Origin of the sequence: Pseudonocardia sp. Ae150A_Ps1, from assembly GCF_001932315.1 — a bacterium.
Lineage (GTDB): Bacteria > Actinomycetota > Actinomycetes > Mycobacteriales > Pseudonocardiaceae > Pseudonocardia.
In genome coordinates this window covers 4,661,010-4,685,759 of the sequence record NZ_MCIJ01000001.1, presented here as the reverse complement: position 1 = coordinate 4,685,759, position 24,750 = coordinate 4,661,010, and the positions used below count along the sequence as shown (strand labels likewise).

Genomic DNA, 24,750 nt, shown 5'->3' with positions numbered 1-24,750 from the left:
TCGCGCTTCACCCCGAGCCGTTCCGCGGTCTCGGCGGCGTTCAGGAACTCCACGACGGCACCCTACGGGACCGCATCAACATTGACCGGATCAATATTGACAAGCGTTGTCGCCGGGCGGACCGTCCGCGGCATGACCACGACCGAGAGGGCCGCCGTGCCGGAGGTCCCACCGGGCCTGCGCGGCGTCGCCGTCACCACCACGACCCTCGGCGACGTCCGCGGCGACGAGGGCTTCTACCACTACCGCCAGTACTCCGCGGTCGAGCTCGCCCGGACCCGCACGTTCGTCTGCGCCTGGTTCCTCGCCACCCGCGGACGGCTGCCCGACCCGGACGAGCGGGCCGCGTTCGCCGCCCGCATCGCGCAGCGCCGGGCGCTGCCCGCCGCGCTGTCCGCGCTGCTGCCGGGCATCGCCGCGACGTGCGGCGACGACCTGCTCGCCGGGCTGCGCGCCGCACTGTCGGTGCTCGGCCCGCTGCACGGCATGCGACCGGTGTGGGACGCCGGCCCGGAGCGCGGCGCCGACGACGCGCTCACCGTCTGCGCGGCGACGCCGACGATCCTGGCCGCGCTGCACCGGCTGCGGTCCGGCCTCGACCCGGTGCCGCCCCGGCCGGACCTGGAACCCGCGGCGGACTGGCTGTGGATGCTCACCGGAGCCGAACCCGACTCCGGGCACGCCCGTGCCGTCGACGCCTACCTGGTCAGCACGCTGGACCACGGGTTCAACGCCTCCACCTTCACCGCACGCGTCGTCGCGTCGACCGGCGCGGACGTCGCGTCCGCGGTGGCGGCGGCGACCGGCGCCTTCTCCGGCCCGCTGCACGGTGGTGCGCCGGACCGCGCGCTGGAGGGCCTCGACGCCATCGACCGCGACGCCGGCGGCTCGCCCGAGCGCTGGGTGGCGGACCGGCTCGCCGCCGGCGAACGGATCATGGGGTTCGGACACGCCGTGTACCGCGGGCCGGACCCGCGCACGGCGCTGCTGCGGGAGGTCGCCGAGCGGCTCGGCGGGCCGCTACCCGCCCGCGCCGCCGACGTCGAACGCCGGGTCGCCGCCACCCTCGCCGAGCTCCGCCCGGACCGCCCGCTGCACGCGAACGTCGAGTTCTACGCCGGAGTGGTGATGGCGGGCTGCGGGATCCCGCGCAGCATGTTCACGCCGACGTTCGCGACCAGCCGGGTCGTCGGCTGGTGCGCCCACGTGCTGGAGCAGGCGGAGCAGCGTCGGCTGATCCGTCCGTCCGCCACCTACGTGGGCCCGCCGCCACCGGAGCCGGTGCCACCCCGCTGAACCCGGCAGGCGGACACCGGTGAGAAAGCTGGCAATGCTAACTTCCCTGTTGCCGCCGACATGCGGGACGTGCTCACCTGATCGTGCACATCCACAACAGCAGCGTCGGAGGTCGTGTGTTCCGGGCCCGTCGATCCGCAGGAGCGTCCCCCGGAGCCCCCGCACAGGAGGCACGGCACCGGCCGGCCGTCGCGATCACCGTGCTCGCCTCGTGCGGCCTGCTCGTCTCGCTGGTGCAGACGATGGTCGTCCCGCTGCTGCCGCGCTTCCCGGAGCTGCTGTCGGTGAGCCCGTCGACGGCGTCCTGGCTGATCACCGCGAACCTGGTCGCCGGCGCCGTGTCGGCGCCGGTGCCCGGCCGGCTCGGCGACATGTACGGCAAGCGGCGGATGCTGCTGGTCGCCCTGGGCCTGGTCGGTGCCGGTTCGCTGCTCGGCGCGGTCGCCCCCGGCATCGGCCTCCTCCTGGTGGCGCGGGTGCTGCAGGGCGCGGCGTTCGGCGTCATCGCGCTCGGGATGAGCCTGATGCGTGACGTCCTGCCCGCCGACCGCGTCGGGTCCGGGGTCGGGCTGATGTCGTCGTCGCTCGGGTTCGGCGGCGCGATCGGGCTACCGATCACCGGCGTCGTCGCGCAGTTCACCAGCTGGCGATGGCTGTTCGCCGGGGCCGCGGTCATCACCGTGTTCCAGATCCTGGTGGTAAGGCGGCTGGTCCCCGAGTCGAACCTGCGCAGCGGCGGCCGGTTCGACACCGTCGGGGCGATCGGTGTCGGCGCCGCCCTGGTGTGCCTGCTGCTGGCGGTGTCGAAGGGCAACGACTGGGGCTGGGCCTCGCCGCTGGTGCTCGGCCTGTTCGCCGCGTCGGTCGTGCTGGCCCTGGTGACGGGGCGGTACGAACTGCGGGTGCCGGGCCCGCTGGCGGACCTGCGCGTGTCCGCGCGGCCGGCGGTGCTCCTGACGAACCTCGCGTCGGTGCTGGTCGGCTTCGCCATGTTCGCGGGCTTCGTGCTCGCCACCCAGATCCTGCAGGCGCCGGTCGCGACCGGGTACGGCTTCGGACTGTCGCTGGTCGTCGCCAGTCTGGTCCTGCTGTCGATGGGCGGCTCGATGGTGGTCTTCTCGTCGGCCTCGGCCCGGCTGTCCCGGGTCCGCGGGCCGCGCACCACGCTGGTGCTCGGCACGCTGCTGCTGGGCGCCGGCAACCTCGGGTTCGCCCTGATCCCGGGCACCGTGTGGCTGCTCATGCTGGTGTCCACCGTCGCGGCGGTCGGGGCGGCGCTGGCCTACTCGGCGATCCCGCTGACGTTCATGCAGGCGGTGCCGGAGTCGGAGACGGCCGCGGCGAACAGCCTCAACACCCTCGCCCGCCAGCTGGGGACGAGCTCGTGCACGGCCGTCGTCGCCGCGGTGACGACGGCCCTGGTCCTCGACGACGGCACCCTGCCCGCCGCCTCGGCCTACACGATCTCGTTCGCCGCGGCCGGTGTCGCGGCGCTGGTGGCGACGGTCCTCGTCGCCCTGACACCGGCGCCGTCGGTCGCGCGGGAGCCGGTCACCACCGCCTCCTGACCCGCGTTCCGGCGCGGTCCCGCCCACCGTTCCCACCCGTCACGGGAATTGCGTCCGTGTCGCGTTCCGGGCACCGGGACGGACGCCGGTCCGGTGCCCGTCCCGTCCACTATGGATCCCTCTGCGCCCGGCCCGCCGAGCGGCGGCCCCCGGCCCGGCGCGGACCTACGGCGGACCCGGTGTCGCCATCGACCGCGCCACACCCCCGCGCTGCATGTGCACGCCGGGAGACGGCGCGGGCACGTCCAGTGATCATTCCAGTGTGGACACCGCGCGGGCGCCCACCTGCGGAGACAACAAGAATGTAATAAGAACCCGCGAGTAGACCCGCGGGTAACATTCTCGCCGGTAACAGTCCGAGTTGACCGACAATGCGTGAGCGCGCACACTCCGGGGCCGGATCACATTCCGATCGTGCCTGTTCACCGATACCGTCATCGGCACCGCTACCGATCCGATCACCCGGTCCGCATTCGCGGCCGGCCTGGTGATTCATCTGGCTGACGCCACTCCAGGAGGTCGTCACATGAAGCCGTTCGTGGTCAACAGCCACGACCGTCTGGTCTTTCCCGCCAATTTCCTCGGCGAGCTCGACTTTTCGGTGATCGACGATCTCGAACAGTTCACCGCAATCGTCGGCCGCGATTTCGAGGCGAAAGCCCCTACCGGGACCGACATCCTGGAGCGCGTCACCACCGGCGCCTACCGGAGCCGCTTCGCGCTGCTGCGCGACATGAGCCAGAACCTGTTCTGGGTCAACCGGTACACGCTGACCATGTTCGAGAAGCGGCCCACCCGCTGGCGTGACCTGCCGCGGCACCGGGGCGACGTCTTCCTCCCGACCCTCACCCCCTGGCGTGACGGCGACAAGAAGGTCCGCGCGGTGCAGGAGGCCTTCGCGGTGCTGCCTTCCACCTGGGACGACGGCGTCGAGGAGAAGATCTTCGACCTGCTCTTCGACGTCTACGGCAACCGCCGCCACCACGCGACCGAGCTGCCGGCGGTCAAGCCCACGGTGGAGCAGTTCCTGACCACCCCGGGCGCCCGCACCTTCGTCGTGCCGCACCACGACCCGGACTACCCGGTCTTCTCCTGGAGCGAGATCCTCGACGCGCACGCCGAACGGCCCGAGCTCGAGGCGCTGACCCGCTGGGCGATGGTCCTGCACAACCAGTACCCGTGGGACCGCGCGGCCACCGAGCTGCGCACCGCCGACGAGATCGGCGACGACGACCACGTCATCGCGTTCCACCCGCGCAACCGCGACGTGGCGGTCTTCCTCGACCGCGCCACCGGCGCCCGCCCGGCCCGCCGCGGCCGGATCGCGACGCAGGCCGAGCCGGTCGAGCCGGAGCGCCCGCTGCCGCCGGTGCGGGTCCGCGAGGCGTTCGCGGTCCAGCCGAAGGTGGAGGCCCTCGCGGTCGTCCGCGGCGAGCACGTCTGCTCGAACGACGACGTCGTGCGCAACTCCGCGTTCTCCTGGTCGCCGATGAGCGCCGAGGAGATCTCCACCAAGACCGGCATCGACCAGCGCCGCTACACCGAGCTGGACATCGAGGACCTCGCCTGGGCCGCGGCGGTCCGGGCGCTGGAGCACTCCGGGCGCGACCGGTCCGAGATCGGAGCCGTGCTCGTCGCCACCTGCACCAGCGAGCGGCTGATCCCGTCGCTGTCGACGTGGCTGTCCGGTCAGCTGGGGCTGCTGCAGACGCACTGCTCGGCCGACATCGTCGCCGCCTGCGCCGGCCTGCCCTACGGCCTGGCCGAGGCCGTCCGGCAGCTGCAGGAGGTCCGGCGCCCGGTGCTGCTGGTCTGCGTCGAGAAGTTCTCCGACAAGATCGGCAACGTCCGCACCTCCCGGATGATCTTCGGGGACGGCGCCGCGGCCATGGTGGTCGCACCGGCGGCCGAGGGCGAGCGCGGCGACGTCGACCTGCTCCAGACCTACGCCTCGGGCCCCGTCTCCCAGGTCAACTCGATCATCTGGCCGAACCCGGAGTTCGACAACGACATCACCGTCTACGGGCCCGAGGTGAAGGCGCTCGTCGCCCGCTACCTCTCCCAGATGATCGGTGAGCTGACCGAGCAGGCCGGCCCGGACGGCACGGGCACGATGCTCGACGCGGTCGACCTGATCGTCCCGCACCAGGCCAACAAGACGATGATCCTGCAGCTCGCGGCGAAGGCCGGCCTCTCGGCGGAGCAGCTGTACTTCAACATCGGCTCGATGGGCAACGTGTCGGCGGCGTCCATCCCGATCGCGCTCCACGACGCCTGCACCGACGGCGCCGTCACCGGCCGCACCCGGGTCTTCGCTCCCGGCTTCGGCGCCGGGGCCGTCGGCGGCTACGCGGTGCTCGAGGTCGATCCGGCCGTCATGGCCCCGGAGGTGGTCCTCGACCCGGCGGCCGCGCCCGAGGCGGCCGCCGTGGCGGCCCCCACGTCCGACGACGTCCGTATCGCGTTCGGCGAGTGACAGGGTTGGGGCCCCACCGGTAGGACAGGGCAAGCGAACCTCGTCCCGTCACCGGCCCGGGGGCACCGCCCGTGTCACCGAACGCCGCCGCAGCCACCAGGAGCAGTGAAACCCGTGTTCTCGCGCATCGCCATCGTCAACCGCGGCGAACCCGCCATGCGGTTGATCAACGCCGTCCGTGAGTGGAACGCAGAGAACGGACCCGACCGCCGGCTGCGCACCATCGCGCTCCACACCGCCGTCGACCGTCGTGCGATGTACGTCCGGGAGGCCGACGAGGCCGTCCTGATCGGACCGGACGACCCGGACCACATGGGTGCGAGCCCCTACCTCGACTTCGCCGAGCTCGAGCGGGCGCTGCGGGTGTCGCGGGCCGAGGCGGTCTGGCCGGGCTGGGGCTTCGTCTCCGAGAAGGCCGAGTTCGCCGAGCTCTGCGCACGGCTCGGGATCACCTTCGTGGGCCCGTCGGCCGAGGTGATGCGCCGGCTCGGCGACAAGATCGCCTCCAAGCAGCTGGCCGAGTCGGTCGGCGTGCCGATGGCCCCGTGGTCCGGCGGCCCGGTCGCCGATCTCGACGCGGCCCGCAAGGCCGCCGAGACCGTGGGCTACCCGCTGATGGTGAAGGCGACCGCGGGCGGCGGCGGCCGCGGCATCCGGTTCGTGGCGGGCCCGGAGCACCTGGACGGGGCCTTCGAGCGGGCGGCGTCCGAGGCGTCGCGGACGGCGGGCGACGCGACGGTGTTCCTGGAGCGCGCGGTCGCCGGCGGGCGGCACGTCGAGGTCCAGGTCGTCGCGGACGCGACGGGGGACGTGTGGACCCTGGGGGTCCGGGACTGCTCGGTGCAGCGCCGGAACCAGAAGGTGATCGAGGAGTCGGCGTCGACCGCGCTGGACGCCGAGCAGGAGCGTCTGCTGCGCGACTCCGCGGCCGACCTGGCCCGCGCCGCCGGCTACGTCAACGCCGGCACCGTGGAGTTCCTCTACCAGCCCGAGGAGAAGCTGCTCTCCTTCCTCGAGGTCAGCACCCGGCTGCAGGTGGAGCACCCCGTCACCGAGGCGTGCACCGGCGTCGACATCGTGAAGCTGCAGCTGCACGTCGCCGCGGGCGGTGCGCTGGCCGAGGTCGCGACCTCGGTGCCGGCAGGATCCGGCTGGGCGATCGAGGCCCGGCTGACCGCCGAGGACCCGGAGCGCGAGTTCGCGCCCGCACCCGGCCGGATCGAGCACCTCGCCCTGCCCAGCGGCCCCGGCATCCGGGTGGACACCGGCGTCGCGGCGGGCGACGTCATCCCGCCGCAGTTCGACTCCATGATCGCCAAGGTGATCGCGTGGGGCCGCGACCGCGACGAGGCCCGCGCCCGGCTCTCCCGCGCGCTGCGCCAGACCGCCGCGGTGATCGACGGCGGCTCCACGAACAAGGCGTTCCTGCTGGACCTGCTCGACCGCGACGAGCTGCGCGCCGGCGACGTGCAGACCACCTGGCTCGACGGGATGATGGCGCAGGGCTACGCCCCGCCGCGCCGCATCGACGTCGCCCTGCTGGCCACCGCGATCCAGTCGCACGACGGCCACGTCGCCCGCCAGCAGGACCGGCTGTTCCGCTCCGCCGAGGCCGGCCGCCCCGAGGTCGGCTACGAGACCTGGCACCAGACCGACGTGACGGTGGCCGGGCAGTCGTACAAGCTGCGGGTCGCCCGCACCCGGGCCGGCCGCTACCGCGTCGAGCTCGACGGGACCTCGGTCGACGTCGACGTCGAGCGCAACGGCGCCTACGAGCGCCGGATCACCGTCGGTGAGCAGAGCTGGACCGTGCTGTCGGTCGCCCAGGAGTCCGACTACCTGGTCGAGGTCGACGGCGCCGTGCACCGCATCTCCGGCGGCGAGGCCGGCATCGTGCGCGCGCCCGCCCCGGCGATGGTCGTCGCGCTGCCGGTCGCCCCCGGTGACGTCGTCTCCGAGGGCGACACCGTCGCCATCGTCGAGTCGATGAAGCTGGAGACCTCGCTGCGGGCGCCGTTCGACGGCACCGTCGCCGAGCTGCTCGTCCCGGCCAACACCCAGGTCGACGGCGGCACCAAGCTCGTCCGGCTGGAGCCCTCGGCCGACGCCGAGGCGGTCGCGGCCCCCACCGCCGACCGCGCCGACTTCGCCGCCTTCACCGCGGCCGGCACCGACGACGATCCCGCCGCCACGGCCGCCGACGCGCTGTCCGCGCTGCGCTACCAGGTGCTCGGCTTCGACGTCGACGAGAGCCAGGCCCGGCCGCAGATGCGCCGTCTCGCCGGGGCCCGCGCGCGCCTCGCCGATGACGACCCGGCCGTCCTCGCCGGCGAGGTCGCCGTCCTGAGGATCTTCGGTGACCTGTGCGCGCTGTCCCGGAACCGCTCCGAGACCGACGACGTCACCGGCGAGACCGAGCGCAACCCGCAGGAGTACCTCTACGCGTACCTGCGCAGCCGCGACGCCGACGACGAGGGCCTGCCCGAGTCGTTCCAGGCCAAGCTGCGCACCGCGCTCGCGCACTACGGCGTCTCCGACATCTCGTCCGACCCGGACCTCGGCCCGGCGCTGTACCGGATGTTCCTGGCACACCGCCGCGCCCCGCAGCAGGTGCCGGTCGTGCTGCACCTGCTCAACTGGCGCCTCGAGCACCCCCGCTCGCTCGCCGGGCTGTCGTCCGCGGCCCGGGAGGACTACCTGCGGACCCTCGACGAGCTCGTCGTCGCCACCCAGCTGCGGCACCCCGTCGTCGGCGACACCGCACGGCTGGTCCGCTACCGCGCGTTCGACGCGCCGGTCGTGGCGGCCGAGCGCTCGCACGCGCTCGCCGAGCTCCGGGAGAGCCTGGACGTGCTGGCCACCGACCCGGCGACGCCGGACCGGGCCCGCCGGATCGACGCGCTGGTCGCGTCGTCGGAGTCGATCCTCGGCGTCTTCGGGGAGCGGCACGACGCCGTCCTGCTGGAGGTCATGACCCGGCGCTACTACCGGGTGCGGCCGCTGCGCGACCTGGAGCTCACCGAGCACGCCGGCAAGCCGCTGCTGACGGCGCGCTACCAGCACCTCGGCAACGACCGGACGCTGTTCGCCTCGGTCATCGACAACAACGACCCGGCGGCCGCCGTGGCGGTCGCCGAGGAGCTGCGACGCCGCGTCGGCGAGCTCGACGGCGACCGCACCGCGCTCGTCGACCTCTACGTCACCTCCACCAAGGCCGACGACGGCGGCGACCCCGACGCCCGCGCCGAGCGGGTCCGGGCAGCGCTCGGCCGGGTGCCCGCCATCCTGCACCGGGTCGCCGTCGCGGTCCGCCCGAACCCGCGTGCCGAGCACACCGCGGAGGCCGAGGCCGAGGCGCCGACCTGGTTCACCTTCCGCCCCGACGAGACCGGCGAGCTCGTCGAGGACCGGACGCTGCGCGGCATGCACCCGCTGGTCGCCGACCGGCTGCGGCTGTGGCGCTTCCGCAACTTCGAGCTGACCCGTGTGCCGGCCGCCACCGACGTCCACCTGTTCCGCGCCGTCGGCCGCGAGGTCCCGGGCGACGACCGGCTGGTCGCGATGGCGGACGTCCGCGAGCTGACCGTGCTCCGTGACGAGGAGACCGGGCGCATCCGGTCCCTGCCGCAGTTCGAGCGCGCGCTCGACGCCTGCATCAACTCGCTGCGGTCCGCCCGCGCGAACGACCGGAACCTGGCCCGGCTGTCGTGGAACCGGATCGCGCTCTACGTCTGGCCGGAGGTCGACGTCCCGCTGGCCGAGCTCGACCAGGTGGTCCGGCGGCTCGCGCCGCGCACCGCGCACCTCGGACTGGAGCAGGTGCTCGTCGAGTTCCGCACGGCCGATGCGTCGGTCACCGGCGGGCAGGGCGGCCCGAAGTCGATGCTGCTGCGCATGTCCCGGCCCCCCGGTGCCGGGCTGACCCTGCGGCTCGACGAGCCGCCGACCGAGCCGATGCGCGAGCTCGACGACTACGACCAGAAGGTCCTCAAGGCCCGTCGCCGCGGCGCGGTCTACCCGTACGAGATCGTCCCGCTGCTCACCGCCCCGATCGACGCCGGCGAGGGCACCTGGCAGGAGTACGACCTGGTCGACCCGGACGACCCGGCACGGCCGCTGCCGGTCGACCGGGCGCCCGGCGGCAACCGGGCCAACCTGGTGCTCGGCGTCGTCTCGGTGCCGACCCGCCGCTACCCGGAGGGCATGAAGCGGGTCGTGCTGCTCGGTGACCCGACCCGGGCGCTCGGCGCGATCGCCGAGCCCGAGTGCCGCCGGGTGCTGGCCGCCATCGACCTCGCCCGCGAGCTCGACGTGCCCGTCGAGTGGTTCGCCGTCTCCGCCGGCGCGAAGATCGCGATGGACTCCGGCACCGAGAACATGGACTGGATCTCCCGGGTGCTGCGCGGGATCATCGAGTTCACCCAGGCGGGCGGCGAGATGAACGTCGTCGTCACCGGCATCAACGTCGGCGCCCAGCCCTACTGGAACGCCGAGGCGACGATGCTCATGCACACCAGGGGCATCCTGGTGATGACGCCGGACTCGGCCATGGTGCTCACCGGCAAGCAGTCGCTCGACTACTCCGGCGGGGTCTCGGCCGAGGACAACTTCGGCATCGGCGGCTACGACCGGATCATGGGCCCGAACGGGCAGGCGCAGTACTGGGCGCCGGACCTGTCCGGCGCGGTGCAGGTGCTGCTGCGCCACTACGCGCACACCTGGGCGCTGCCCGGCGAGCGGTTCCCGCGGCCCGCGCCGACCACCGACCCGGTCTCCCGGGACGTCACGACCGCGCCGCACGCCGGCCCGAACTGCGAGTTCACCACGCTCGGGGAGATCTGGGCGGAGGCCACCAACGGCGAGCGCAAGAAGCCGTTCGACATCCGCTCGGTGCTGCGCGGCGTCGCCGACGCCGACCACGTCACCTCCGAGCGCTGGGCCGACATGCACGACGCCGCGTCGGTCGTCGCGCTCGACGCGCACCTGGGCGGCCAGCCGATCGCCATGGTCGGCATCGAGTCGCGGCCGATTCCGCGCCGCGGCCCGCGCCCGGTGGACGGCCCGTCGCAGTTCACCGCCGGGACGCTGTTCCCGCGCTCGTCGCGCAAGTGCGCGCGGGCGATCAACGCGGCGTCCGGCAACCGGCCGCTGGTGGTGCTGGCGAACCTCTCCGGGTTCGACGGCTCGCCGGAGTCGCTGCGCGGGCTGCAGCTGGAGAACGGCGCCGAGATCGGCCGGGCCATCGTCAACTTCGACGGGCCGATCGTCTTCTGCGTGGTGTCTCGGTACCACGGCGGCGCGTTCGTCGTCTTCTCCGGGACGCTGAACGACAACATGGAGGTCGCCGCGATCACCGGTTCCTACGCCTCCGTGCTCGGCGGGGCGCCGGCTGCCGCCGTCGTCTTCGCCGGCGAGGTCAAGAACCGGGTCGCCGCCGACGAGCGGATCACCGTCCTGGAGGGCCGGATCGCCGAGGCATCGGAGGCCGGCGACGAGGCCGTCGCGGCCCGGCTGCGCGGCGAGCTCGCCGCGCTCCGCCCGGACGTCCGGTCGGAGAAGCTCGGCCAGGTCGCCGACGAGTTCGACACCAAGCACTCCATCGAGCGGGCGCAGAGCGTCGGCTCGGTGCACCGGATCGTCACCCCCGATCAGCTGCGGCCCTACCTGGCCGACGCCGTGGCACGGGGCATGAAGCGCACTCTCGACCGCCGCACCGGCGACACCACTGGAGGACGACAGACATGACCGCCATCACCGACACCAACCCGGAGCAGCGCGTCGCGATCGTGACCGGCGGGGCGCGCGGCATCGGGGCCGCGATCACCACCACCCTCGCCCGCCAGGGCGTGCACGTCGCCGCCGGCTACTCGTCGAACTCGAAGGCTGCCGACGACCTGCGCGAGAAGCTCGGCGCCGAGGGCGCATCGGTGTCGGTGCACCAGGGCAACGTCGGCGCGCCGGAGGACTGCTCCCGCGTCGTGCAGGAGGTGCTCGAGCAGCGGGGCCGGGTCGACTACCTGGTCAACAACGCCGGGATCACCGTCGACAAGACCGTCCGCAAGCTGACCGTCGACGACTGGCACGCCGTGCTGCGGATCAACCTCTCCGGCGCGTTCTACATGAGCAAGGCCGTGCTGGAGCACATGTCCGGCAACGAGTTCGGCCGGATCGTGAACATCTCGTCGGTGATCGGCCAGACCGGGTCGATCGGCCAGGCCAACTACGCCTCGTCCAAGGCGGGCCTGATCGGTTTCTCGAAGTCCCTCGCGCAGGAGGTCGCCCGCAAGGGCATCACCGTCAACTGCGTCGCGCCGGGCTTCATCGAGACCGAGATGGTCGCCGCCGTGCCGGAGAAGGCGATGGAGAAGATCCTCGCGAAGATCCCGGTCGGGCGGCTCGGGCAGGCCGACGAGATCGCCCGCGCGGTGTCGTTCCTGGTCGACGACCGCGCCGGCTACGTGACCGGGTCCGTGATCAGCGTCAACGGCGGCCTGGACATGGCCTCCTGACCCGTCCCCCCACCGGCCGCCCCTGCACCCACCGGGTGCGGGGGCGGCGGTGTCAGGAGCGGGAGCAGAGGCCCTTCGACTCCAGGACGCGGGCGGTGGCGGCGTCGTTCGCCTCCGGCGTGATCCGGCCTTCGGCGAGGCCCTTCTCGGCGGCGTCGAGCAGCGGGCCGACCGGTGTGACGTTCGAGAACAGCGCGATGTCGGCGCCCGCCGACAGCGCCCGGGTGGTCGCCTCGGCCAGCCCGAACCGGTCGGTGATCGCCTTCATCGCGCCGAGGTCGTCGGTCATGACGACGCCGTCGAACCGGTACTGCTCGCGCAGCAGCCGGTAGGCGGCCGGGTCGACGCTGGTCGGGTTGCCGCCGGTGAGCCCGGGGACCTCCAGGTGCCCGAGCATGACGCCGATCCGGCCGTCGAGCGGCTTGCCGGGCCCCACGAGCGCCGCGTACGGCTTCAGGTCCTTCTGCTCCAGCTCCGCCAGGGGCGGGGTGGTGACCGAGCCCTTGTGCGAGTCGCCGGAGCTGTGGCCGTGCCCGGGGAAGTGCTTGAGCACGCCGTACACGCCCCCGGCCTGCTGGCCCTCGGCCCACGCCTGGGCGTAACGGGTGGCGGTCTCCGGGTCGTCGGAGAACGACCGGTCCCCGATCACCGACGAGCGCGGCTGGTCGGAGGTGTCCACCGACGGCGCGAGGTTCCAGGTGACGCCCCGGGCCTTCAGCTGCCCGGCGCGCTCGCGCGCGATCTCCGTGACCTGCTCGGGGGTCCTCGACGCGGCCATCTCCCGCGCGCTGGGGATGTCGCCGTCGAGGTCGTCGATCCGCTGGACACGGCCGCCCTCCTCGTCGACGGCGACGGCGAGCGGGGTGCGCGAGGCGTCCTGCAGGGCCTGCATCCGGTTCCCCTGCAGCAGTGCGGTCTCGTTGCCGCCGAGGAACACGCCGCCGACCTGGGACTCCTTCACGATCGCCGCGGCGCCGGCCGGGTCGGAGGCATCGACCCCGACCATGAGCCGCTGCGCGAGCCGGTCCCGGGTGGACAGTGCCGCGACCATCGGGACGCAGGTGTCGGCGGGGGCCTGCTCGACGCTCGCCGGAGTGGCCTGCGGCTCCGCGGAACCGGGCCCGGGGTCACCACGGTTCGCCGTCAGCACCGGCGTCGTGACGGCCACGGTGCCCGCCGCCAGCGCGCCCACGACGGCCGCGGTCAGCAGCCCGACACCGCGACGGCGGCGGATGGTTGGTCCTCGCATCGCCGACCATCGTGACGCACCGGGCGCCCGCCCGTGCGGCGACACGGTGGGTGCCGGCGTCCGGTCCGCCAGGACGACGCCACCGAGCGGCGGACGGTCGCCCGGCCGGGTGGTCAGCCGACGGCCGGCACGCCCCCCCCCCCCCCCCCCCCCCCCCGGGCGGCGGGCCGGGCGGGGTGCCGTCACCGAACGGGCGCCCGCCCAGCTCCTCGCGGCCGTGCGGGGTGAGCCAGCCCGAGGGTCGGGGCCGAGCGGCACGACCCCGGACGGGTTCACCGAGGTGTGCACGCCGTAGTAGTGCTGCTTGATCTGCTCGAAGTCGATCGTGTCGCCGAACCCGGGCGTCCCGTAGAGGTCCCGGGCGTAGGCCCACAGCACCGGCAGCTCGGTCAGCTTGTGCCGGTTCGCCTTGAAGTGGCCGTGGTAGACGGCGTCGAAGCGGACCAGCGTCACCCACAGCCGGACGTCGGCCTGGGTGATCGTGTCCCCGACCAGGAAGCGACGCGTCGACAGCCGCTCCGACAGCGCGTCGAGGCGCTCCCACAACGCGCGGTAGGCCCGCTCGTAGGCGCGCTGCGAGGTGGCGAACCCGCACTTGTAGACGCCGTTGTTGACGTCGTGGAAGATCCCCTCGCCCAGGCTCTCGATCTCGTCGCGGTGGGCGGCGGGCCACAGGTCCGGGGCGCCGGGGCGGTGGTGCTCCCGCCACTGGGTGGCCAGGTCGTACTCGAGGTCGGCGTAGGAGTTGGTCGCGACCGCGCCGGAGCCGACGTCGACCATCGCCGGGACGGTGACGCCGCCGTCGTAGCCGGGGACCGCCGTCTCGTAGGCCTCGCGCAGGTACTCGATGCCGAGCACCGGGTCGACCCCGCCGGGATCGAGGTGGAAGCGCCAGCTGCGCTCGTCGTGCAGCGGGCCCGCGATGCCCAGCGAGATCGCGTCCTCCAGGCCGAGGAGCCGCCGGGTGATGATCGCCCGGTTGGCCCACGGGCAGGCCCGTGCCCCGACCAGCCGGTACCGGCCCGCCGCGACCGGCCACGGCGACGACCCGTCCGCCGTGATGCGCTCCGCGACCCCGAGGGGCCCGCGTACGAACTCTCCGCTGTCCTGCTCGGTCGCCATGGTCGGTGACGGTAGTGGCGGACACACTGCCGTGCAGGTCACGGACATGATCGGATGGCGGCATGACCGACGAGACGGAACGGGCGCTCGACGAGCTGGTGCGCCCCGGCGCCCGGGTCGCGGTCGCCGACGCGTGCGGCCTGCCCTACGCCCTCGCCGGCCCGCTGAGCCGGGTCGCCGCCCGCCGCCGCGACGACGGCGACGGCGTCCGCCTGGTGCTCGGCTGGATCCCCGGCCCGGCACCGGACCTCGATCCGGCCGCCTTCGTCGACATCCGCACGGTCGTCGGCGGTCCGGGCGCCCGCGCGCTGCTCGACTCGGGCGCCGCGCAGCGGGTGCCGGCGCGGCTCTCCGCGGTCCCGGCGCTGCTGGCCGGGCCGCTGCGGCCGGACCTGCTGCTGGCCACCGTCGTCGCCGACGCCGACGGCTACCGGTTCGGCGCCGAGTCGTCGTGGATGCGCGGGCTCGCCGACGACGGTGTGCCCGTCGCCGCGGTCGTCTCCGGGACCGCGCCGCACGCCGAGGCCGGGCCGCCGTTGCCGGACGTCACCGTCGTCGGCCGCGTCGACGGGCCGGCCGGGCTCCCGCACGTCGTGACGGCTCCCCCGCCGACCGACGCCGACCGGGCGATCGCCGAGCAGGTCGCCGCACTCGTCCCGGTGGGCGCCCGGATCCAGTTCGGGCCCGGTCGCCTGGCCGGGGCGCTGGTCGCCGCCCTGGACGTCCCGGTGCACGTCGACTCGGGCCTGCTCGCCGACGCGGTCGTCGATCTCGACGAGCGGGGGCTGCTGCTCGGGACCCCGTCGTCGACCGCGCTCTGCGGCAGCGAGCGGCTGTACTCCTGGGCGGGCGGGCCCGGCCGGTCCGGTGTCGTCCGGCCGATCGAGTACACCCACGACCTGTCGCGGCTGAGCACGGACCCGGGCCCGCTGGTCGCGCTCAACACCGCGCTGGAGATCGACGTCCACGGGCAGGTCAACGTCGAGGGCGTCGCCGGGTCGGCCGCCGGGATGATCGGCGGCCACCCGGACTTCGCGGCCGCGGCGGCACGCGGGCCGGGGCTCTCGGTGATCGCGCTGCCGTCGTCGCACCGGGGTGGGCCGACGCTCGTCGAGCGGCTCGGCGGGCCGGTCAGCACTCCGTCACACGACGTCGACGTCGTCGTCACCGAACGGGGCACCGCGGACCTGCGTGGCCTGGGCAGGGACGAGCGTCGGCGTGCGCTCGACGTCCTGTGGAGTGGCACCGCTGGCGCGAACGAGTGAACCTCGAATCCATGGCGTGAGCGGTATCACACCGTCTCTCCGGGCGCGCGCAGGCTCCACGAGCCCTCCGGTTGCGGTGCGCGACCTCACCGCGGACTCCGGGCGCACCCCGGGCGCGCCCCCGCGATCGACGACCGGCGAACGACACTGGTGGGAGCGCGGGTTCCGCACCCCACCACGAGGCCCGGAAACATGCTCGTAATGTGAGGAAACCCACGCCTGATCGGGCGTGAGTTGCGTATAACACAACCTCGGCGAGCGATAAAGCCCCCCGCGCCGGACCCGGACGGACCGGCGGCTCCCGATCTAACGTCGACTCGACCCGCTGCACCCGAACCTTGTCGAGGAGACGCGGTACATGACGGCCGACCACCGCACCGAGAGCGAGCTGCCCGAGCTCGGAAGGACTGTCCAGGAGTTCGGTGACGAACCGACCGAGGTCCGGGAGTCCACCCACTACAAGCACGAGTACGTGCAGACGTTCGTCGACAAGTGGGACGAGCTGATCGACTGGCGTGCCCGCTACGAGAGCGAGGGGAAGTTCTTCGTCGAGCAGCTCCGCAAGCGTGGCGTGAAGAGCGTGCTCGACGTCGCCACCGGCACCGGGTTCCACTCGGTCCGGCTGCTCGAGGAGGGTTTCGACACCGTCTCCGCCGACGGCAGCGCCGAGATGCTCGCGAAGGCGTTCGACAACGGCATGAAGTACGGCGGGCACATCCTGCGCGTCGTGCAGGCCGACTGGCGCTGGCTCAACCGTGACGTGCACGGCGAGTACGACGCGATCATCTGCCTCGGGAACTCGTTCACGCACCTGTTCTCCGAGAAGGACCGCCGCAAGGCGCTCGCCGAGTTCTACGCGATGCTCAAGCACGACGGCGTCCTGATCCTGGACCAGCGCAACTACGACTCGATCCTGGACAACGGGTTCTCGTCGAAGCACCAGTACTACTACTGCGGCGACGGCGTCGTGGCGGAGCCGGAGCACGTCGACGACGGCCTGGCCCGGTTCCGGTACCAGTTCTCGGACGGCTCCGAGTACCACCTGAACATGTTCCCGCTGCGCAAGGACTACACGCGCCGCCTCATGCACGAGGTCGGGTTCCAGAAGATCGAGACCTACGGCGACTTCCAGTCGACCTACTCCGACGACGAGCCGGACTTCTTCGTCCACATCGCGGAGAAGGCGTACCTGGAAGAGGCCCTCGACGGGGAGGTCCCGGCGTGACGCAGGCACAGGCCGCGGAGACCACCGCACGGAGCTACTACGACTCCGAGGACGCCGACAACTTCTACTCCCGGGTCTGGGGCGGCGAGGACATCCACGTCGGCCTCTACGAGGCCCCGGACGAGGAGATCGCCGTCGCGAGCCGGCGGACCGTCGCGCGGATGGGCGAGATCGCGGGCATCACGTCCGGCACCCGGGTCCTCGACCTGGGCTCCGGCTACGGCGGCGCCGCCCGCCAGCTCGCGCGCAACCTCGGCGCGCACGTGCACTGCCTGAACCTGTCCCCCGTCGAGAACGAGCGCAACGCCCGGCTCACGAAGGAGCAGGGGCTCGACGGACTCGTGACGGTGGCGACCGGGACGTTCGAGGACGTGCCCGTCGAGGACGCCTCGGTCGACGTCGTCTGGTCGCAGGACGCGTTCCTGCACTCCGGCGACCGGGAGACCGTGCTCGGCGAGGTCGCCCGGGTGCTCAAGCCCGGCGGGCAGGTCGTGTTCACCGACCCGATGGCCGTCGACGGGCTCGACCAGTCCTCGATCCAGCCGATCCTGGACCGCATCCAGCTGGCGACGATGGCGACCCCGGGCTTCTACACCGAGGGGCTCGAGACGCGCGGCTTCACGTCCGTGACGTTCCACGACCACGCCGCGCAGCTGCCGACGCACTACCGGCGGGTCCGTGAGGAGCTGGTCGCCCGCGAGCAGGAGCTCGCCGCGGCCATCTCCGGCACCTACATCGCGAACATGAAGGCGGGCCTGCAGCACTGGGTGGACGGCGGCAACGCCGGCAAGCTCACCTGGGGCGTCGTGCACGCCGTCAAGGGCTGAGAAGGACCGGTACGACGACGAGGGCCCGGCACCCGCCGTGAGCGGGGTGCCGGGCCCTCGTCGTGTCCGTGGCCGGGCGGGGGCCGGTGCTCAGTCGTCCTGCTCGTCCTCCTGACCGCCGCCCTGACCGCCGCCCTGGTCGTCGTCCTGGTCGTCCTGGTCGTCGCCGTCGTCGTCGCCCTGCTGCTGCTCCTGCTGCTGGCCGGGAGCGGGCGCGGCGTCACCGCCACCACAGGCACCGGCGGTCGTGAACACGAGGGCGAGCGCGGCGAGGACGCCGAGCGCCGCCCGGGACAGGGTTGTACGTCGCATGGGTCCGAGTGTTCCAGGATTGTCCGGAACACCGGGCGGCTCAGGACGTGAGGAACGTCCTGAGCTCGGCCAGGACGTCGGCGGGCCGCTCGTCGACGAGGAAGTGCCCGGCACCGGCGAGCCCCCGCCCGGTGACGAGACCCGGCTCGACCGCCTCGCGACGCCACACGTCGAGCGGGCTCTCGGCGTTCGCGCCGACGACCCCGGCACCGCCCCAGAGGACGAGCGCGGGGGCGCCGATCCGCTGCCCGATCGCGACCGACGCGGCGTCGTGCTCCAGGTCGATCGACGCGCCGGCCCGGTAGTCCTCCAGCATCGCGTGCCGCGCCGCGGGATCGGCGAACGCGCGCTCGTAGGACGCCAGCGCCTCCGGGGGGTGCGCGTCCAGCCCGGAGCCCCAGCCGCCCAGCAGCGAGTGCAGGTAGGCGATCGGGTCCCCGGCGATGAGGCGCTCCGGGACGTCGGCGGGCTGGATGAACAGGAACCAGTGGTAGTACGCCGTCGCCAGCGCGCGGTCCACGTGCCCGTAGACGTACGCGGTCGGCAGGATGTCGAGCAGCGCGGCGCGGGTGACCGCGGCCGGGTGGTCGAGCAGCATCCGGTGCGTGACCCGCGCGCCGCGGTCGTGCCCGGCGACGGCGAACTCGTCGAACCCGAGCTCGGCCATCACCGCGACCTGGTCGCCCGCCATCGCGCGGAACGAGTAGCCGAGGTGGTCCGCACCGGACTCCGGGCGGCCGGACTCCCCGTACCCGCGCAGGTCGGTGCAGACGACGGTGTGGTCGCGGGCCAGTTCCTCGGCGACCGGCGCCCACATCGCGTGGGTCTGCGGGAAGCCGTGCAGCAGCAGGACGGGCGGGCCCTCGCCGCCGCGCACCCCGTGGACGGGTACGCGGTCCGGGCCGACGGTCAGGTCGAAGGTGGTGAACTCGCCGAACACTCCTCGGCTCCTTCCGGGTGGTGGATCGGGTCACCGGCGCGTCCCCCGTGGACGTCGAACACCCAGAACCGCAGCACCGCGAACCGCAGCAGCCCGCCCGCGACGCTCGCCAGCGCCACCGCGGTGGCCTCCTCGGCGGGCGTCGGGCGGACGAGGATCCACTCCAGACCGATCAGCACGGTGGAGGTGTAGGTCGCGTAGAAGGCGACCGTGCCGACGTCCTGCACCCACTCGCGGAGCCGGTGCGCGCGGGCGCCGCCGAAGGCGAAGCGCCGGTTCGCCTCGGTGAACACCGCGGTGGTCAGGACGAGCGCGACGAGGTTGGCCGGGACCGCGTCCAGCCACGGCCGGACGAGCAGGAACAGTGCCGCGTTCAGCGCGGTCGCGCCGCCGCCGATCACCGCGTAGCGGGCCAGCTGGACGGCGAGCGGGTGGCGGGCGCCGAGCCGGCGGGCGGCCGCGCGGATCCGGGCACCGCCGGGCGCACCGGCCCGAGCCGTCCCGCCTTCCCCCGGTCCCGGGGTGGATGCTGCGTCCACCGGCCCTCCCACGGACATCCTCACGAGGATCTTCGCAGGGACTACCCGGCCCGGACGATACGAATCGGCGGGACGTGTGACACAGCCACCCGTCCGGACGCTCAGATCTGCAGGAACACCGTCTCGCCCTCGCCCTGGAGCCGGATGTCGAACCGGTAGCGGTCGGCGCCCTCGGCGACCGCGACCAGGGTGTCGCGCCGCTCGGCGGGCACCACCGCCAGCAGCGGGTCGGTGGCGTTGGCCTCGGCGAAGCAGGGGAAGTAGATCCGGGTCACGACGCGGTCGAGCAGCCCGCGGGCGAACACCGAGACGTCGAGGTGCGGGGCCTCGGACACGCCGTCCTCGCCGGGGACGGTCAGCGCACCGGGCAGCACGGTGCGTAGGCTCCAGCGGCCGTCGTCGCCGGTGGGGACGCGGCCGAACCCGCGGAACCCGGCCACCGCGGGCCTCCGCGCGCCGCGGGGGTCGTCGGGGTGGTCGAAGCGTCCGTCCGGGTCGGCCTGCCAGGTCTCGACCAGGGCGTCGACGACGGGGGCGCCGTTGCCGTCGTGGACGGTGCCGCCGACGGTGACCGCGCCCGGGGTGCCGTCGGGGACGACGTCGGCGCCGTCCGGCCAGGGCAGTCCGAGCGACAGGTAGGGCCCGACGGTCTGGGACGGGGTGGGGTCGTGGCGGCTCATGCGTGCGGCTCCTCGAACGGGGTCTGCTCGCGGCCGCGGAGCACGATGTCGAACCGGAACGCCAGTGCCCACCCGGGACGGGTGGCGTCGAGGTCGAAGGTGGACACCATGCGCCCGCGGGCTCCCTCGGGGACCGAGTTGTAGATCGGGTCCTGGGCGAACAGCGGGTCGTCCGGGAAGTACATCTGGGTGACCAGGCGCTGGGTGAAGGCGCGGCCGAACAGCGAGAAGTGGATGTGTGCGGGGCGCCAGGCGTTGTGGTGGTTGCCCCACGGATAGGCACCCGGCTTGATCGTGGTGAACGAGTAGTGGCCGAGCGGGTCGGTCAGCACCCGGCCGCCGCCGGTGAAGTTCGGGTCCAGCGGCGCGGGCCAGTCGTCCCACCGGTGCGCGTAGCGGCCTGCGGCGTTGGCCTGCCAGACCTCGACCAGGGTGTCGGGGACCGGGCGGCCGTCGGAGTCGAGTACCCGGCCGAAGACGACGATCCGCTGCCCCTGGGCCTCACCGTGCTCGCCGAGGGTGAGGTCGTCGTCGCCGGGGCGGAGCGGGCCGGTGAGCAGCGGGCCGGTGACCTCGGTGAGGCGGTGCGGGAGGATCACCGGCTGCTGCTGCGGGGCGCGCAGCCCGGTGCTGCGGTAGCCAGGGGACAGCAGCGGCGCGTGGGTGCCCTCCGGGGCCGGCCGGTAGCCGGCCGGGCGGGTGACGGACGACGTCATCGGCGGGCCTCTCGTGGTGGGTTTCGGGCTCGGGCCGCGGTCAGCAGGCGCCGTGCGGGAGGCCGACGTAGTTCTCGGCCAGGCTGGTCGCGGCGGCCCGCGAGGTGACGGTGTAGCGCAGCTGGGAGCGCTGCAACCCGACGCCGAACGCGTCTCCCGCCTCGGTGGCGGGGTCGAAGCGGTGCAGCATCGAGGTCATGAACCAGGAGAAGTGCTCGGCCCGCCAGACCCGGCGCAGGCAGGTCGCCGAGTAGCCGTCGAAGCCGGTCTCGTCGCCGTCCGCGCAGAACCGCGTGACGGCCTCGGCCAGCACCCGGACGTCGGCGATCGCCAGGTTCATGCCCTTGGCGCCGGTCGGCGGGACGATGTGCGCGGCGTCCCCGGCCAGGAACAGCCGGCCGCGGCGCATCGGGGAGGCGACCATGCTCCGCATCCCGGTGACGCCCGGCTTCTCCAGGAACTCGCCCTCGTTCAGGGTGAAGCCCTCGCAGGCCAGCCGGGTGTGCAGCTCGTCCCAGATGCGGGCGTCGGACCAGTCGGCCGGGTCGGTCTCCGGCGGCACCTGCAGGTAGAGCCGGGTGACCTCGGGGCTGCGCATCGAGTAGAGCGCGAAGCTGTTGTCGTGGTGGGCGTAGACGAGCTCGTCGGTGGTGGGCGCGGCCTTCGCCAGCACGCCCAGCCAGCCGAACGGGTACACGCGCTCGGCGACGGTGAGCCCCCCGCCGTCCCCGACGATCTCCCGGGTGATGCCGTGGAACCCGTCGCAGCCGGCGACGACGTCGCAGCGCAGCAGGTTCTCGGCGCCGTCCGCGCCGGTCCAGGTGATCGACGGCGACGCGGTGTCCACGTCGTGCACCGCCACCCCGGAGACGTCGAACTCGACCGGCAGGCCCGCGTCGTCGACCCGGTCGGCGAGCAGGTCCTTCACGACCTCCTGCTGGCCGTACACGGTGATCCCGGTCCCGACGAGGTCGGCGAAGTCGATCCGGTGGTCGCGGGCCGGCTCACCGGGGGCCTCGGCGAACCGCAGCGAGATCCCGTGGTGCGGCATGCCCTCGCGGTCGAGCCGCCCGGCGACGCCCATCCCGCGCAGCAGCTCGACGGTCGGCGCCTCCAGGACGCCGGCGCGGACCCGGGCCTCGACGTAGGAGCGGCTGCGGGCCTCCAGCACCACCGAGTCGATGCCCTCCCGCGCCAGCAGCGCCGCCAGGACCAGCCCGGCGGGGCCCGCCCCCACGATGCCGACCCGGGTCCGGTGCTCGCGCCGCTGCGTCGTCATGGTGGGGACGTTCCCGCAGCGGCGCTCCCGCATTCGACACGACTTCCGCCCTGCGGAAGAATGCCCGGTCATGGGATCGAGGCCGGTCCGTTCGGGGGTCACCGCGCGGGTGCTGGACGTGCTCGGGGCGTTCAGCGCGACGACACCGGTCCTCGCCCTCACCGACATCGCGACCCGGACCGGGCTGCCACTGACGACCGTGCACCGGATCGTCGGCGAGCTCGCCGCGGGCGGCGCGCTGGACCGCGGCGGTGACGGCCGCTACCGGATCGGGCTGCGGCTCTGGGAGATCGGCCACCTCGCCCCCGCCAGCCACGGGCTGCGCGAGGCGGCGATGCCGTTCCTCGAGGACCTGCACGAGGTGACCCGGCACAACGTCCAGCTCGCCGTCCTCGACCCGGACGACCCGGGCGAGGTCGTCTACGTGGAGCGGCTCTCCCGCCACGACGCCGTCTCGATCGTCACCCGCTCCGGCTCCCGGCTCCCCTCGCACGCGACCGGTGTGGGGCTGGTGCTGCTGGCGCACGCGGTGCCCGAGGCGGCGGAGGCCGTGCTGGCCCGCCCGCTGCGCCGGTTCACCGCGCACACCGTCTGCGAGCCCGACGGGGTGCGCACCCTGCTGGCCCGGGCCCGTACCAGCGGGTTCGTGATCTCGGACCGGCAGATCGAGGCGGTGTCGCTGTCGGTGGCGGCGCCGGTCCGGGCGGGCGAGGGGCCGGTCGTCGCGGCGCTGTCGATCGTCGTCCCGGCCGACGGCACCAACCGCACACCTGGGTCCCCGCGGTCCGGGCGGCGGCCCGCGGGATCAGCAGGGCGCTGGCCCGCGGGGGCGCCGCATCGTGATCGTTCCGATGCCCCGGCCACCGGGACGCGGCGGCGCCGACCGTGCCACCGTGACGGGGTGCGCGACTTCCGCATCGAGATCCCCGAGGCCGAGCTCGACGACCTGCGCGAGCGGCTCGCCCGGACCCGCTGGCCGGAGCCTGCCACCGTGGAGGGCTGGAACCAGGGGGTGCCGCTGGACTACGCCCGCGAGCTCTGCGAGTACTGGCGCACCCGCTACGACTGGCGCCGGGTCGAGGCGGAGATCAACGCCTGGCCGCAGTACCGCACCGGGCTCGACGGCGGTGGCGACGACTCCGTCGAGGTGCACGTCCTGCACGCCCGCTCGCGGCACCCCGGCGCGATGCCGCTGCTGCTCACCCACGGCTGGCCCGGCTCGATCGTCGAGTTCCTCGACGTCCTGACCGCACTGACCGACCCGCCGGACCCGGCCGACGCGTTCCACGTCGTGCTGCCGACGCTGCCCGGGTTCGGGTTCTCCGGGAAGCCGGCGGTGACCGGCTGGGGCGTCGAGCGCATCGCCGTCGCCTGGGCCCAGCTGATGGACCGGCTCGGCTACGACCGGTTCGCCGCGCAGGGCGGCGACTGGGGCTCGATGATCACCTCCGCGCTCGGCACCGCGGCGCCGGAGATGCTGTACGGCATCCACCTCACGATGGCGCTCGCCCCGAAGCCGGACGACGACGACCGGGTGCTGACGAAGCAGGAGAAGGAGGACATCCGCTTCTCCAAGGCGTTCGACCGCTACGGCAGCGGCTACTCCGCCGAGCAGACCACCCGCCCGCAGACCATCGGCTACGGGCTCGTCGACTCCCCCGCCGCCCAGTGCACCTGGATCGTCGAGAAGTTCTGGGACTGGACCGACTGCGCGGGACACCCGGAGAACGTGATCGGCCGGGACCGGCTGCTGGACAACGTCATGCAGTACTGGCTCAACGGGACGGGCGCCTCCTCGGCCCGGCTCTACTGGGAGAGCTTCGCCCGCCGGCGGCTGGAGGAGGTCGACGTCCCGACCGGGGTCGCCCAGTTCCCGCACGAGATGACCAAGCTGCCGCGGCACTGGCTGGAGCGGCGGTTCACCGACCTGCGCCGGTTCTCCCGGCCCGACGTCGGCGGGCACTTCGCGTCGATGGAGCAGCCGGAGGTGTTCGTGGACGAGCTGCGCGACTTCTTCCGGGAGCTGCGCACCTGACCCGCGCTGCGGCAGGATCGCGGCGTGCGCACCCACGTCGCGCTGCTGCGCGGGATCAACGTCGGCGGGACCGGCAAGGTCCCGATGGCCGACCTGCGGCGGGTGCTCGCCGGGCGCGGGTTCACCGACGTCGCCACCTACATCCAGTCCGGGAACGTGGTCCTGACCAGCACCGATCCCGATCCCGGCACGATCGCCGACGAGATCGCCGGGATCCTGCAGGACGACTTCGGCCTCGACCGCCCGGTCGTCGCGTTCGGCCGGGACGAGTACGCCGCCGCCGTCGCGGCGAACCCGTTCCCGCAGGTGAGCGAGCCGAAGCAGCTGCACGCGGTGTTCCTGGCCGAACCCCCGGACGACGCCGGGACGGCCCGGCTGGAGGCCGCGCTGGCCGTCGAACGGGAGCAGGGCGGCCCGGGCGACGCCGCCGTCGTCGGGCGGGTGGTCTACCTGCACCTTCCCGACGGGATCGGGCGCAGCCGGCTCGCCGCCCGGCTGTCCACGCGGACCGGCGCCGCCGACGGCGGCGGCACCGCCCGGAACTGGGCCACGGTCCGGAAGCTCCTCGAGCTCCTGGGGTGACGCCCGGGGTGAGACACACCGCCGTTCCGGTCCGTGGACGCGTAGTCGTCCGCCGTCGCGGGTAGGGGTGTGGTGCGACATAGTGGCACGTGTTCGTGCGTGGCCGACCGCCACGCTTTTCCGTGACCGA

At 73.5% G+C, this 24,750-nt stretch carries 17 protein-coding genes and 1 pseudogene; 10 read left to right on the top strand and 8 right to left on the bottom strand.

All coding sequences use genetic code 11. The features are described from left to right. The first annotated feature begins 132 nt into the window (after window positions 1–132). The 5 genes from Ae150APs1_RS22025 (at window position 133) to Ae150APs1_RS22005 (ending at window position 11,849) form a co-directional block, all read left to right on the top strand. Window positions 133–1,296, top strand: a complete 1,164-nt coding sequence (locus Ae150APs1_RS22025) for a citrate/2-methylcitrate synthase (RefSeq protein ID WP_075300019.1) — start codon at window positions 133–135, stop codon at window positions 1,294–1,296. Between the two features lie 200 nt (window positions 1,297–1,496). Beyond that, the gene (locus Ae150APs1_RS22020) at window positions 1,497–2,864 is read left to right on the top strand and encodes an MFS transporter (protein WP_249266430.1); all 1,368 of its coding nucleotides are present in this window, start codon (window positions 1,497–1,499) and stop codon (window positions 2,862–2,864) included. A 526-nt stretch (window positions 2,865–3,390) separates the two neighbouring features. After that, on the top strand, window positions 3,391–5,340 hold the full coding sequence (locus Ae150APs1_RS22015; RefSeq protein ID WP_075300015.1) for a 3-oxoacyl-[acyl-carrier-protein] synthase III C-terminal domain-containing protein: 1,950 nt from the start codon (window positions 3,391–3,393) through the stop codon (window positions 5,338–5,340). Between the two features lie 114 nt (window positions 5,341–5,454). After that, window positions 5,455–11,085: a biotin carboxylase N-terminal domain-containing protein gene (locus Ae150APs1_RS22010; protein ID WP_075300013.1), complete on the top strand. Its 5,631-nt coding sequence runs from the start codon at window positions 5,455–5,457 to the stop codon at window positions 11,083–11,085. Beyond that, on the top strand, window positions 11,082–11,849 hold the full coding sequence (locus Ae150APs1_RS22005; protein ID WP_010242735.1) for a beta-ketoacyl-ACP reductase: 768 nt from the start codon (window positions 11,082–11,084) through the stop codon (window positions 11,847–11,849). The genes Ae150APs1_RS22010 and Ae150APs1_RS22005 overlap by 4 nt, the downstream gene beginning before the upstream one ends. A gap of 52 nt (window positions 11,850–11,901) precedes the next feature. Here Ae150APs1_RS22005 and Ae150APs1_RS22000 read toward each other — a convergent pair whose 3' ends face one another. Both Ae150APs1_RS22000 and Ae150APs1_RS21995 read right to left on the bottom strand, forming a co-directional pair. Next, window positions 11,902–13,098, bottom strand: coding sequence for a glycoside hydrolase family 3 N-terminal domain-containing protein (locus tag Ae150APs1_RS22000; RefSeq protein WP_075302408.1), 1,197 nt, complete (start codon window positions 13,096–13,098; stop codon window positions 11,902–11,904). Between the two features lie 157 nt (window positions 13,099–13,255). Continuing rightward, window positions 13,256–14,220, bottom strand: a pseudogene (locus Ae150APs1_RS21995) (glutathione S-transferase C-terminal domain-containing protein); the annotation flags it as partial. A gap of 62 nt (window positions 14,221–14,282) precedes the next feature. On the opposite strand from Ae150APs1_RS21995, the gene Ae150APs1_RS21990 reads away from it, so the two are divergent. The 3 genes from Ae150APs1_RS21990 to Ae150APs1_RS31400 all read left to right on the top strand — a co-directional run bounded on the left by Ae150APs1_RS21990 (window position 14,283) and on the right by Ae150APs1_RS31400 (window position 17,537). After that, window positions 14,283–15,485 (top strand): acetyl-CoA hydrolase/transferase C-terminal domain-containing protein, encoded by a 1,203-nt coding sequence (locus Ae150APs1_RS21990; RefSeq protein WP_075300011.1) that lies wholly within the window; start codon window positions 14,283–14,285, stop codon window positions 15,483–15,485. Window positions 15,486–15,843: 358 nt separating this feature from the next. After that, window positions 15,844–16,710, top strand: coding sequence for a class I SAM-dependent methyltransferase (locus Ae150APs1_RS31405; RefSeq protein WP_010242743.1), 867 nt, complete (start codon window positions 15,844–15,846; stop codon window positions 16,708–16,710). Beyond that, window positions 16,707–17,537: a methyltransferase domain-containing protein gene (locus Ae150APs1_RS31400; protein WP_139317008.1), complete on the top strand. Its 831-nt coding sequence runs from the start codon at window positions 16,707–16,709 to the stop codon at window positions 17,535–17,537. The genes Ae150APs1_RS31405 and Ae150APs1_RS31400 overlap by 4 nt, the downstream gene beginning before the upstream one ends. Before the next feature lie 90 nt (window positions 17,538–17,627). Here Ae150APs1_RS31400 and Ae150APs1_RS21980 read toward each other — a convergent pair whose 3' ends face one another. The 6 genes from Ae150APs1_RS21980 to Ae150APs1_RS21955 all read right to left on the bottom strand — a co-directional run bounded on the left by Ae150APs1_RS21980 (window position 17,628) and on the right by Ae150APs1_RS21955 (window position 22,003). Beyond that, window positions 17,628–17,849, bottom strand: a complete 222-nt coding sequence (locus Ae150APs1_RS21980) for a hypothetical protein (protein ID WP_010242747.1) — start codon at window positions 17,847–17,849, stop codon at window positions 17,628–17,630. Between the two features lie 40 nt (window positions 17,850–17,889). Beyond that, window positions 17,890–18,789 carry an alpha/beta hydrolase gene (locus tag Ae150APs1_RS21975; protein WP_075300009.1) on the bottom strand — a complete coding sequence of 300 codons (900 nt, stop codon included), beginning with the start codon at window positions 18,787–18,789 and terminating at the stop codon, window positions 17,890–17,892. After that, window positions 18,759–19,328 carry a GtrA family protein gene (locus tag Ae150APs1_RS21970; protein ID WP_075300007.1) on the bottom strand — a complete coding sequence of 190 codons (570 nt, stop codon included), beginning with the start codon at window positions 19,326–19,328 and terminating at the stop codon, window positions 18,759–18,761. The genes Ae150APs1_RS21975 and Ae150APs1_RS21970 overlap by 31 nt, the downstream gene beginning before the upstream one ends. Before the next feature lie 101 nt (window positions 19,329–19,429). Next, window positions 19,430–20,008 (bottom strand): protocatechuate 3,4-dioxygenase subunit alpha, encoded by a 579-nt coding sequence (gene pcaG / locus Ae150APs1_RS21965; protein WP_075300005.1) that lies wholly within the window; start codon window positions 20,006–20,008, stop codon window positions 19,430–19,432. Further along, entirely contained in the window at window positions 20,005–20,724 is a 720-nt protein-coding gene (gene pcaH / locus Ae150APs1_RS21960; RefSeq protein ID WP_010242755.1) for a protocatechuate 3,4-dioxygenase subunit beta, read from the bottom strand. The genes pcaG and pcaH overlap by 4 nt, the downstream gene beginning before the upstream one ends. 40 nt (window positions 20,725–20,764) lie before the next feature. Continuing rightward, a complete protein-coding gene (locus Ae150APs1_RS21955) occupies window positions 20,765–22,003 on the bottom strand; it encodes a 4-hydroxybenzoate 3-monooxygenase (protein ID WP_075300003.1) in 1,239 nt (412 codons plus the stop codon). Window positions 22,004–22,073: 70 nt separating this feature from the next. On the opposite strand from Ae150APs1_RS21955, the gene Ae150APs1_RS34705 reads away from it, so the two are divergent. Beyond that, entirely contained in the window at window positions 22,074–24,038 is a 1,965-nt protein-coding gene (locus Ae150APs1_RS34705; RefSeq protein ID WP_212567244.1) for an alpha/beta fold hydrolase, read from the top strand. A 24-nt stretch (window positions 24,039–24,062) separates the two neighbouring features. Next, window positions 24,063–24,620, top strand: a complete 558-nt coding sequence (locus Ae150APs1_RS21935) for a DUF1697 domain-containing protein (protein ID WP_075300001.1) — start codon at window positions 24,063–24,065, stop codon at window positions 24,618–24,620. The last annotated feature ends 130 nt before the right edge of the window (window positions 24,621–24,750 follow it).